The sequence below is a fragment of the Gillisia sp. Hel1_33_143 genome (assembly GCF_900104765.1).
In the GTDB taxonomy this organism is placed as follows: domain Bacteria; phylum Bacteroidota; class Bacteroidia; order Flavobacteriales; family Flavobacteriaceae; genus Gillisia.
Map to the genome: position 1 here is coordinate 1,786,535 of NZ_LT629737.1, position 11,480 is coordinate 1,798,014.

Annotated in this window: 8 protein-coding genes; 5 read left to right on the forward strand and 3 right to left on the reverse strand. The window is 33.3% G+C overall.

Going from position 1 to position 11,480, the window contains the following annotated elements; genetic code table 11:
* Window positions 1-29: 29 nt before the first annotated feature.
* The 3 genes from BLT84_RS08190 to BLT84_RS08200 all read right to left on the reverse strand — a co-directional run bounded on the left by BLT84_RS08190 (window position 30) and on the right by BLT84_RS08200 (window position 2,608).
* Window positions 30-182 (reverse strand): SsrA-binding protein, encoded by a 153-nt coding sequence (locus BLT84_RS08190; protein ID WP_091264303.1) that lies wholly within the window; start codon window positions 180-182, stop codon window positions 30-32.
* A 126-nt stretch (window positions 183-308) separates the two neighbouring features.
* Window positions 309-2,147: a M56 family metallopeptidase gene (locus BLT84_RS08195; protein ID WP_157717913.1), complete on the reverse strand. Its 1,839-nt coding sequence runs from the start codon at window positions 2,145-2,147 to the stop codon at window positions 309-311.
* 101 nt (window positions 2,148-2,248) lie between these two features.
* On the reverse strand, window positions 2,249-2,608 hold the full coding sequence (locus BLT84_RS08200; protein WP_091264311.1) for a BlaI/MecI/CopY family transcriptional regulator: 360 nt from the start codon (window positions 2,606-2,608) through the stop codon (window positions 2,249-2,251).
* A 126-nt stretch (window positions 2,609-2,734) separates the two neighbouring features.
* On the opposite strand from BLT84_RS08200, the gene BLT84_RS08205 reads away from it, so the two are divergent.
* The 5 genes from BLT84_RS08205 to BLT84_RS08225 all read left to right on the forward strand — a co-directional run bounded on the left by BLT84_RS08205 (window position 2,735) and on the right by BLT84_RS08225 (window position 11,455).
* Window positions 2,735-3,679, forward strand: coding sequence for a calcium/sodium antiporter (locus BLT84_RS08205; RefSeq protein ID WP_091264314.1), 945 nt, complete (start codon window positions 2,735-2,737; stop codon window positions 3,677-3,679).
* Between the two features lie 119 nt (window positions 3,680-3,798).
* Window positions 3,799-5,985 carry a glutamine synthetase III gene (locus BLT84_RS08210; RefSeq protein WP_091264317.1) on the forward strand — a complete coding sequence of 729 codons (2,187 nt, stop codon included), beginning with the start codon at window positions 3,799-3,801 and terminating at the stop codon, window positions 5,983-5,985.
* 508 nt (window positions 5,986-6,493) lie between these two features.
* Window positions 6,494-7,654 (forward strand): hypothetical protein, encoded by a 1,161-nt coding sequence (locus BLT84_RS08215; protein WP_091264321.1) that lies wholly within the window; start codon window positions 6,494-6,496, stop codon window positions 7,652-7,654.
* Window positions 7,655-8,787: 1,133 nt separating this feature from the next.
* Window positions 8,788-10,104: a hypothetical protein gene (locus BLT84_RS08220; protein WP_091264324.1), complete on the forward strand. Its 1,317-nt coding sequence runs from the start codon at window positions 8,788-8,790 to the stop codon at window positions 10,102-10,104.
* A gap of 292 nt (window positions 10,105-10,396) precedes the next feature.
* Complete coding sequence (locus BLT84_RS08225; protein WP_091264328.1) at window positions 10,397-11,455, forward strand: hypothetical protein; 1,059 nt, start codon at window positions 10,397-10,399, stop codon at window positions 11,453-11,455.
* Window positions 11,456-11,480 lie beyond the last annotated feature (25 nt).

Below are 11,480 nucleotides of genomic sequence, written 5' to 3' on the forward strand. Positions count from 1 at the left end.
AAAGAATATATAATTATTTAGTTAGAATTCTAATCTAATGAGTTCTTGGTAACCCATAATTTCCATCCTAAAATAGCTTTTTGAATGTTGGTTGCCTTTTGAAGATTTACTCGATTCTTAGATAGAGATGGCAAGGCTTTCTTATTTATCCTAGAAAGAGTCTTAAAGAATTGCTTTTTCATAAAATTGGTTGATTTCTTTCAAAGATATTGAAATTGAGTAATTTATGTAAAAAAATTAAAGCTTGTAGCTATATGAATTACATAAATCTACAAGCTAATTATTAAAATTTAGTGAGAGAGAGTGGTTTACTTCTTTTTTAATGTAATTACAATTACTCCATTCTTCCCTCTTTCTCCATATTTTTTAATGGCTGTTTTATCTTTTAGGATATATAAACTCTTAATGCTTTCTGGATCTATAGCGTCTGTGCTAAAATCTTTACTTTTTATCTCACCATTTACAACCACCAGAATATCTTTATATTTAGGTGTGATATTTAATTTTTTGTCTCCAGATGCTGTTTTTACGATATTAATAGTATCATCTAACTCAGATTGATCTGTTCCAGATTTAGTGCTAATTTCAATAACCCCATATTTACCTTCGTTACCATATTTTTGAGTTGCATTTTCACCTTTTAAAACATTTACATTTTCAATTGTTTCTGGAGAAATGGTGTTAATGTCAAAACCTAAAGGCAATTTTTTACCGTTTAGAATTGTCAATATCTTTTTGTCTTGGGGAGAAGTAACAGTTATGCTTTTCTCTTTAGAACTTTTAGATTGATACACTTCTACCGTATCAACTATTTGAATTCGATTTTTTGGTTTGGTAGTATCGCGCTCAAAATAGGTGACAGGGTTACTAGTGTTAATGCTATAATTTTGTCCGGTCAGCCCGCTAGATCCAGAATTACCTGTTGGATAGTATACCTTTTCTGAACCTGAAGAGAATAAATAGGTTGATTTATTCGTAGAAGATCGCTTTATAATTGGCTCAACCACCTCTTCCTTGTTTAGTTTTGAAACAGTGACGGTAGTATCATTAGGCAATGAAATTGTTATAGGAGAGACTGTAGATTGAAATTCAACCTTTTGATCTTCATCAAAGATTATTTCTATTGGCTTTATAGGAGTATTTCCAGATCTTTCGAACTTGCCAGACTCATTATTATTTAAGTTCAAATAAATTATATGTATTTCGGTAAGAAAGCCTTGTTCAGAATATTTCAAATCTTGAAACTGAAGCTCTATTCCATACTTTTTAAAATTTTCGCTGATAGTTTTAAGCATCTCTGTAGTATGTGTTGAGGTAATGATAGCAGATGCTAGGGTGTCAGGAAACCATTCTATGCTTTCAAGTTTAACTGATGTAACCTTTTTTGTTTGAGCTTCAGTATTTACATTAAAGATGAGCATAAAAGAGAGCAATAATGGAAAGATAAGAGCAATTTTCCAGGAACTGTGAGATTTGTTTTTGGTGTGTAACATAAGTATTCGTTTTTTGATGAATGATTGATAAAATGAATTTGTAAATGATGGGTGATATTCTTTAGTAGAGACTTTGACAAGCGCTTGCAGGTATTCTTTTTTCGAAGAGCATCTTTCTACCGTCTCTAGATCTGCTATAAATTCTAAGTTCTGGACAATTTTCTTTTTATAAAATGGCATTAAAGGATGAAACCAGAGTAAAAGGGACGCAACATTACCAATTATAATATCTATAGAATGTAATTGAGTAGCATGAACTTTCTCATGGATTAATATAAGGTCTATATCTTTTTTGGAATGTAATGTTGGATTAAAAACAATAAAATTGAAGAAGGAAAATGGTCCAACTAATTTAGGAGACTCTATAAATTTGAAATTTCCATCTCTAATGATCTTGCTAGTATTTATAAAATGAAGTAGCTTCAGAAGTTGAAATACGAATCTTATTAGCAAGGCAGCTGTTATTATTAAATAAATAACTCCCACAATCTGCCACCAATCAATAGTTTCTTCTCTAATTAAAGGTGTACTAATAGATCCTACGTTTTCAAATTGGCTATAATCTACCGGTGCCACCAGTATCTTTTTGGTAAGATAAATTCCTGGCAAAACAAATGATGTTAGAATTCCTCCTAGCAAATACTTTCTATTCATTTGAAAGTTTGTATCCTTTTGAAGTAGTAAAATGTATAGGATATAGAAAACACTTATAAGTACAGCGCTCTTTGATAGATAAATTAGAATTATATGCATTATTATCCTTTTTTCTCAATTAATTCTAAGATCTCTCTCAATTCTTCTGCGCTTATCTTTTCTTCTTTTGCAAAATATGAGACCATACTCTTATAAGAATTGTCGAAGAATTTTTGGGTAGCTGTATTCATAAATTGCTTTTTAAATACCTCTTTGGTAACCATTGGAAAGTATTGATGAGTTTTTCCAAAAGCCTGATGGGAGACATATCCCTTATCTTCAAGGTTTCTTACAATGGTAGATACCGTATTATAATGTAAATTTTCTTCAGTGATCTCTGCAAGGATCTCTTTCACAAAAGCTTTTTTCAGCTTCCATAAAATATGCATGATCTCCTCTTCTTTATTGGTGAGCTTTTCCATTAATACGATTTATAATTAACTATTCTCAAATATAACTACAAAAATAGTTATAAACCTAATTTTATAGTTTGAAAATGATATTGGTGCAGCAGATTTAGTTTCTTTATCTTCGCAAAAAATTAAATAATGAGTATAGTTTTTATCCTAATAGGCTTCGCTTTGTTAGTTGTAGGGGGAGAATTCCTGGTTCGATCTTCTGTAGCACTATCCTTTAAACTAAACCTTTCCAAGATGGTTATTGGGTTAACGGTAGTATCCTTTGCTACTTCTGCACCAGAACTGTTAGTAAGTTTGCAAGCAGCATTAACAGGATTTTCAGATATTTCATTAGGAAATGTGATTGGTTCTAACATTGCAAATATTGGACTTGTATTAGGGATCACAGCCTTTATTTCACCATTGGCAATAGACAGAGATTTCTATAGATTTAACTGGCCGGTGATGATGATCTTTTCTTTAGCACTCTACTATTTCCTTAACACCGGTAATAATTTGTCTAGAGTAGAAGGGATAGTGCTGCTATTAGGTATTGTTTTGTATTTATATTTATTGATACGTAGATCTAGAAAAGAGCATATTGAGGTTGAAGGGATTGATGATAAACTGGCGAGTACCAGTAATTTCAAAGTAACAATATGGCTTCTAATTGGAGCTGCAGCATTATATGGAGGTTCAGAACTTTTGGTAAAGGGTGCTGTGGATCTCGCAGAAATGATAGGGGTAAGTGAACGCGTAATTTCTGTGACTATTATTGCCGTAGGAACCAGTGTTCCAGAGTTAGCCGCATCTGTAATAGCTGCTTTAAGAAAGGAAAAAGCAATTTCTTTAGGAAATTTAATAGGCTCCAATATCTTTAATATTGCATCTGTCCTAGGTCTTACAGCGCTTATAAAACCAATTAATGTTCAGTCTGCAGAAATTCTTAACAATGATATCTTTTGGATGATTGGATTCGCTTTAATCATTATTCCTTTAGCCTTCCTTCCCCGAAGATTTATTTTAGGCAGGTATAAGGGGTTTTTGCTATTTGCAGGATATGCAGTTTTCATAGCACTCGCGTTTTTAGATTAATTTAAGGGGTATTTTTGTTATTTAAGTAAACTTTAAGTTTTTTACCCCTAAATTTTAGGGGGTGTATATATAAATCTTGTATTTTTGCTGGAGTATTTTTAAAAAATAAATAACTTCATATGGCAACTTTAAGATTTCAGGCTCTAAAAGAGACTTTAAATAGAAAACCGATTAAGATAGACGAGGGAGATCGTAGATCAGAACTTTTCGGAAGAAATGTTTTTAATGAAACAGTAATGAGACAATTCCTTACCAAGGAAGCGTATCAGAGCGTAAAAGATGCTACAACCAAAGGAACCAAAATTAGTAGAGGGGTAGCAGATCATATCTCTACAGGGATGAAAGAATGGGCTATCTCCAAAGGAGTTACTCATTATACACACTGGTTTCAACCCTTAACAGGAGCTACGGCAGAAAAGCACGATGCATTTTTTGAAACTATTGGAGATGGACTTGCCATAGAGAAATTTGGTGGTACTCAATTGGTTCAACAAGAGCCAGATGCCTCAAGTTTTCCACATGGAGGAATAAGAAATACTTTTGAAGCTAGAGGTTATACTGCATGGGATCCAACATCTCCTGCATTTATATATGGAACTACCTTATGTATTCCAACGGTATATGTTTCCTATACCGGAGAAGCATTAGATTATAAGACACCACTTTTAAGAGCATTACAATCTGTAGATTCTGCAGCAACTGCTGTATGTAAATATTTTGATAAGAATGTTAGCAAAGTTGTGGCTACCCTAGGGTGGGAACAAGAATATTTCTTAATAGACTCTGCATTATATAGATCAAGACCAGATCTTCAACTTTCTGGTAGAACGTTATTAGGTCATTCTCCAGCAAAAGGACAGCAGTTAGACGATCATTATTTTGGGTCTATTCCAAGCAGAGCTTTGGCTTTTATGAGAGATTTGGAAATAGAATGTATGCTTTTAGGAATTCCTGTAAAGACAAGACATAATGAAGTGGCTCCAAATCAATTTGAGTTAGCACCTATATTTGAAGAAGCGAACCTTGCAGTAGATCATAACTCCTTATTGATGGATCTTATGGATAAGGTGGGAGAAAGACATAATTTTAAAGTGTTATTCCATGAAAAACCTTTCGCAGGGATCAATGGTAGTGGAAAGCATAATAACTGGTCTTTAAGTACAGATACCGGAACCAATTTATTGAGTCCTGGAAGTACACCAATGAAGAATTTACAATTCTTAACTTTCTTTATTAATACTATAAAAGCAGTTCATGATCATGAAGAATTGTTGAGAGCTACTATTGCTAGTGCCTCTAATGATCATAGACTAGGAGCGAACGAAGCACCTCCAGCTATTATTTCAGCATTTATTGGAAGTCAGCTTACAGAAGTACTTGATGAGCTGGAAAAAGTTACCGATGGAAAATTATCTCCACAGGAAAAGACAGATCTTAAGTTAAACGTTGTAGGTAAGATTCCAGAAATCTTGTTAGACAATACAGATAGAAACAGAACTTCTCCATTTGCCTTTACAGGTAATAAATTTGAATTTAGAGCAGTAGGGTCTACAGCAAACTGTGCAAACCCAATGACCGTTCTTAATACTATTGTAGCTAAGCAACTTAAAGACTTTAAGAAAAGGGTAGATACTTTGGTGAAGGATGATAAAATGAAAAAAGATGATGCCATCTTTAATGTTCTTAGAGAGTACATCAAAGAATCTAAGAAAATTAGATTTGAAGGTGATGGGTATGGAGAAGCTTGGCAACAAGAAGCTAAAAAGCGTGGATTGAGTAATAACAAAACTACTCCAATCGCCTTAAGAGCTAAAGTTTCTAAGCAAACTATAGATTTGTACAAGGAGATGAAAGTGATGAACAAGAGAGAAGTTGAAGCTCGTCATGAAATTGAATTGGAAGATTATTCTATGAGAATTCAAATTGAAGGAAGAATCTTAGGAGATATTGCTAGAAATCACGTAATTCCAACTGCTATTAGATACCAAAATGTTTTAATAGAAAATGTACGTGGATTAAAGGAAATATTTGAGCAAGATTTCAAAAAGCATTCAAAAGAGCAGATAGGTATTATTGAAGCTATTTCAGGTCATATTGAACATATCAATGCAGATGTAAATAAAATGACAGACGCTCGTAAAAAAGCTAATGTTATAGAAGATGCTGAAGAGAGAGCATTAGCATACTGTGATAATGTGAAACCATTTTTTGAAGAGATAAGATATCATTGCGATAAATTAGAGCTGTTGGTAGATGATGAAACTTGGCCATTGACTAAATACAGAGAATTATTGTTTACTCGCTAGGTGACATTAATTATATTCCAAGCCACACTTTTAAGTGTGGCTTTTTTTATGGAAAGAATTCAGCTGATATTATTTTTAACAAATATTTAACTATTAGATAATCAGTTAGATAAATCGATTTATTGGATACTTTTTGTGCTAGAAGAAATTAAATAGCAAAATGCTATCAGTTAAACCTTACAAATTCTTCTCAAATAATAAATGCTTTGTGTTAGATGTAATATAATTCAGTGAAAAATTCGCATATTTAACTGGATATTAAGATTATAAGAAGATATTTTTAATTTGAATAGCTTATTTATTTAATAGGTTCTAAATTTCTGAAAATTGATTACTGAAGTTTTAATTAAGATAGAAAACCCTAATAACTAAGCGAGAAAGGCTTATTATTTTTCAGATTTTACATCCCAACCCTAGAGTTTACACCCCAACCTTTATAGAGCATGGAGATCCTGCATTTGCTAGGATTCTACATAAAGTCTATTTATTAACCAATACTATTTAAATTATGAAAAAAGTAATTCTAAGTGCTGCAGTGCTCATGTGCGGAGCAGTGATGGTAGCTCAATCCAATTCTAGCGATGTAGAGCAATCTGGGATGGGAAATGGTTCTGATGTTGCTCAACAGGGGGCATTGAATATGTCTGAAGTGGTTCAGAAAGGAAAGGAAAATTATAACGTAGTTAGACAAAGGGGTGAATCCAACTTGTCTGATGTTTTGCAGGTTGGCCCGCGTAATGATAGTTATGTGCGGCAAATTGGAGACGATAATGAATCTTCAGTTTTTCAAGGAATGCCAGGAAACAGCAGTAAAGATAATTACAGCTTGGTGGTGCAACGTGGGGATAAGAATGAATCTGAAGTATCTCAGTATGGAGATTATGGATCAGACTTTAATGATTCTTATGTTAGACAGATTGGAGATGAGAATGAATCTGAGGTTGAACAAGAGGGAGATCTTAATTATTCTAGAGTAAGACAAGATGGAAACAAGAATGAGGCAGATATTGAACAAGAAGGAGATTGGAATACTTCTATTTCAATTCAAAATGGCGATAAAAATGATTCTGATGTAGAGCAGGAAGGTGATTATAATTTCGCTAGAACAGAACAACTTGGAATAGATAACGACTCTGATGTTGAACAGGAAGGCATGAGTAATATTTCTAGAGTGTATCAGGATGGTAAAAAAAATGATTCTGAAGTAGAGCAGGAGGGAGATTCTAACCGTTCTAGAGTTTGGCAATTTGGAGAAGAAAACGAAGCTATTCTAGATCAGAATGGAGATAATAACGTGGCAAAGGTTTACCAAAATGGTGATGAAAACTTATCTGATATTGATATGGATGGAGATTATAACAAATCTTTTGTTTCCCAAATAGGTTTGGACAATATTAGCGAAACAGACCAAGAAGGAGATTCAAATAGAAGCGAAGTTTCTCAGGAAGGAGAAGATAACGAATCTGATATGGATCAATTAGGAGATAGAAACAGATCTAGAGTTGTTCAGGGAATGTGGGGTGCCTCAGGGTATTCAAATATGAGTACTGTGTTGCAAGATGGTAACCGCAATACAAGCAATGTTCAACAATTTGGAAACGATCATACTAATACGGTACATCAATTGGGTAATCAAAACTCTGCGATGACCACTCAAAGTGATCTATAGTAATCTAATTATCTTTGTTTTAAGCCAGTATTAAGATAGGATATAGGAAATGTGCATTGCCTAATAATTATTTAAAGTACGCTCGTTATTGGGCATTTTACAATGTTCCTTGTAGTAAGATACAGGGAACATTTTTTTGTTATCTAAACTAAAAGTTTTTTCTCTAAATAATAGTTGATGGAAGTATGGGTAAAATAGAAATGAGTTGTTGTTACCTTCCACTTAATGTAACAATCCTTGTTATATCTATATAAAGACATGGAAGCTTAGTAAACCTAGCAAGTATTGCAATATATTAGATATAAGTGAATAGATAGAATAAGCTAATGTCCTGTAAATTGAATAAGAATACTAGGTGCTACAATGAAGTACTATTTATGAGTTATTTCTAAAACTGTTTTGGACACCTGACGCCGTAATCTAGTTAATTCAAAACTATTTTACATCAATTAAGGATTGGCTTTTGGTTCCGTTTCAGTGGTGTTATCTCAATTGATTCAGAAGAAAATTATTTTTATGTTATGCTTTATGTAATTAATAATGAGAACGTTACTTAGCTATTTCCTTCACCTTTTCGAAATTCAATTTTATTTTTTCAACACATTATTAAATCTATATAACCATTTATAGAATCTAAATTTAACAAAAAATTAACGTTTCGGCAAATGGTAATAATCTGAGATTACGAGCATATATTTTCTTTCTAATATTGAATAAGGGGAAAAATCCTATAAGATAATTCTTACAAATAAAATGATCATTCATTTTATAAACCTCAGAGTATTTGATGTTTATGCAATTTATTTAGATATTTGAAATGTTGAATTCAAAGAAAAGTTCTTATAATTGCTGATTTAATAATATTAAGCTTAAAATGTTTGATTATGGAATTGTCTTATTTCCTTCAAGATTTATAATGCTAAATGAAAGTTTCGTTAAAAACGTTCACCGAATTTCTTCCCAGGAAACTTTTGTTTTAACATAACTTTTAATAAATGAATCAATTCGTACTGCCTTCTGAATTATGTTAAACAATAATCTCGTCCCCTCACGATAACCTAATTAGTTATGTCTTCCAATCTTTTCATTGGAATTATATATATGTCAATTTATTAACTAAATATATTATCATTATGAAAAAAGTAGTTTTAAGTGTTGCCGCTTTAATGTGTGGCGCAATGATGGTGGCTCAATCCAATTCGAGCACTGTAAATCAATCGGGCATGAATAATGGATCTACCGTTAATCAAACAGGCTTAACAAATTTATCCACAGTAGACCAAGCAGGAGACTCTAATGTATCTGGTGTAATGCAATCTGGTACTAGTAACTGGAATGATACAGATCAACTGGGAGATGGGAATACAGCATCTGCAACGCAAATGGGTCTTAGAAACGATTCCAGTATACATCAAGGTTTTGGTTCTGGATCTTCTATAAATGACGGGAATAGTGCAACAGTAATGTCAACGGGAGATTATAACACTGCTCATATAGATCAATATGGTGATTTAGATGGTTCTGATGATAATACTGCAAGCATAGATCAAACAGGAAATAGTAACTATTCCTATATGGATCAAAATGGAGATATGAACCTTGCTTCAACAGATCAAGTAGGAGATTATAATATTTCATACGTTTATCAATATGGAGATTCCAACTCTGCAACTAAAGTTCAATCTGGAGATGGTAATTATTCTAATACTGATCAGTACGGTGATGGAAATAGCTCATCTGTTAGCCAAGTAGGAGATGCTAACATTTCTTATGAAACTCAATACGGAGATGGTAATGCTATTTCCGAGAGCATAGAAGGTGATGGTAATTACGTTAGTGCATATCAAAATGGAGATTCTAACTCTGCTGTATTAAATGCAACTAAAAATAATCCTGCTTTCTTCGCAGATAACAATGAGTTATATGCAACACAAATAGGAGATGGAAACAATGTACAGGTAAGAGTTTCTGGAGGAGATGATAACTACGTAGATGCAAGTCAGGTTGGAGATAATAACTATCACCGTATAGGAGTTAGTGGAAATGATAATGAGGTGACTTTAGATGTGGATGGAGATTCTAACAGAGGTGATTGGAGAGTGGCAGATGGATACCCACCAAATGCAGATGATAACGACGTAGAATTAATTCAAAATGGAAATTCAAACTTTTCTACAGGTAGAGTAATGGGAGACAATAACGATGTGGTAGTTAGCCAAGTAGGAAACAGTAACAAAGTGGGTAGCGCATGGTATACCGGAGATGGTGTGGTTATAGATGGAGACTTTAACACTGCAGAGATCTTTCAGAATGGTGATATGAACATGGCTACTTCATTTCAAACTGGAGATTTTAACCAAAGTTATACAACGCAATCTGGTATGAGCCACACAAGTGCTACAACTCAAATTGGTAATAGCAATACTTCTTCAGTTAATCAAAGTAACTAAGCGGTAGATAGCTAGTAAAAGAATAATATTATTAGAAATTACTAAACCTGCTTCGGCAGGTTTTTTTATGTAATGTTCATAGAATCAAATGATAAGATTGCATTTTAACAATTATTTGGGCGTTTTGACGAGTAATTTTTAATAACCCTAAAGTTTGACTTAGATTCGTCTTGTGATTTTGATGCCCCCCAAGCTACACGAAGATCACTTTTTGTAATACTCTACTATTATAGATAGGTTCATAATTTTTGAATTGAATTTTAATCAGTTATAAATATAAAAATTAATAAGTATGAAAAAAGTAATTCTAAGTGCAGCAGCACTAATGATCGGCGCAGTTACATTCGCTCAATCTAATGACAGTGAAGTTATTCAGCAACGAACCGGTAATATGGCAGATGTTGTACAAACTGGAGCAATAAATGAGTCTGATGTTTTTCAAAATGGTGATAACAACAAGGCTTCTGCTACTCAAACAGGTGTGGACAATAAATCAACTATTGAACAAGCTGGATCTCAGCCTTTCAAGGTGAAGCGTAACCAAGCAACGCTTGTTCAAACAGGAGATAATAATATCTCGTTCGCAAGATCTCAAGATGGAGAAGATAATGTTATTACAACAACTTCAGTTGGTAATGATAACAATGCTTATGTTAAGCAAATTGGTAGCCGAAATGGAAGTGTCATAGATCAACAAGGAGATGGTAACATTGCTAGATCAACAGTAACCTTTAGTAATGATAACTCGTCTACTATTTTACAAGATGGAAATGGTAATGAGTCCAGAACCGCTCAAACATTTGGTCCAGCAAGAGGTGATGGTGGTCTTAATATGTCTTCTGTAACTGTAGTAGGTGATTATAACCGTGCATTTACATACCAAGCTGGTGGTGGTAATACATCTATCATGAAGCAAGATGGTAATTATAATTTATCTGTTACAGATCAAATTGGTAATAATAACTATGCTAGAACTACTCAGCTTGAAAACACAAGTGATAGCTATATTACACAAACAGGAAACGGAAATGGTGCTGCTGTTAGACAATATGCTAACGATTTTAATATATCTGATGTTGACCAGGTTGGTAATGACAACAAAGCTAATGTAGATCAGTTTGGTGGAAGCAATGAGTCTACTGTTTTAAGCGTAGGTAACGGTAACATTAATGACGTAGACCAAGGTCTTCAGAGTATTAGTAATCAAGCAAGAAGTTTTGATTCTGTAAGTGCAATTGATCAACTAGGTGACTCTAACAGAACTAGAGTTCTGCAGTTAGGAAACAGCCAAATGAGTTCAGTTATGCAATCAGGTAACGGTAACATGGCAACTGTAAGCCAATCTAACTAATCAACTATAATTCTAATCATCAGGA

Excerpts from the sequence above, each read along its gene's own strand:
- BLT84_RS08190 (WP_091264303.1), bottom strand. The coding sequence starts at position 182 with ATGAAAAAGCAATTCTTTAAGACTCTTTCTAGGATAAATAAGAAAGCC.
- BLT84_RS08195 (WP_157717913.1), bottom strand. The coding sequence starts at position 2,147 with ATGAATAGAAAGTATTTGCTAGGAGGAATTCTAACATCATTTGTTTTG.
- BLT84_RS08200 (WP_091264311.1), bottom strand. The coding sequence starts at position 2,608 with ATGGAAAAGCTCACCAATAAAGAAGAGGAGATCATGCATATTTTATGG.
- BLT84_RS08205 (WP_091264314.1), top strand. The coding sequence starts at position 2,735 with ATGAGTATAGTTTTTATCCTAATAGGCTTCGCTTTGTTAGTTGTAGGG.
- BLT84_RS08210 (WP_091264317.1), top strand. The coding sequence starts at position 3,799 with ATGGCAACTTTAAGATTTCAGGCTCTAAAAGAGACTTTAAATAGAAAA.
- BLT84_RS08215 (WP_091264321.1), top strand. The coding sequence starts at position 6,494 with ATGAAAAAAGTAATTCTAAGTGCTGCAGTGCTCATGTGCGGAGCAGTG.
- BLT84_RS08220 (WP_091264324.1), top strand. The coding sequence starts at position 8,788 with ATGAAAAAAGTAGTTTTAAGTGTTGCCGCTTTAATGTGTGGCGCAATG.
- BLT84_RS08225 (WP_091264328.1), top strand. The coding sequence starts at position 10,397 with ATGAAAAAAGTAATTCTAAGTGCAGCAGCACTAATGATCGGCGCAGTT.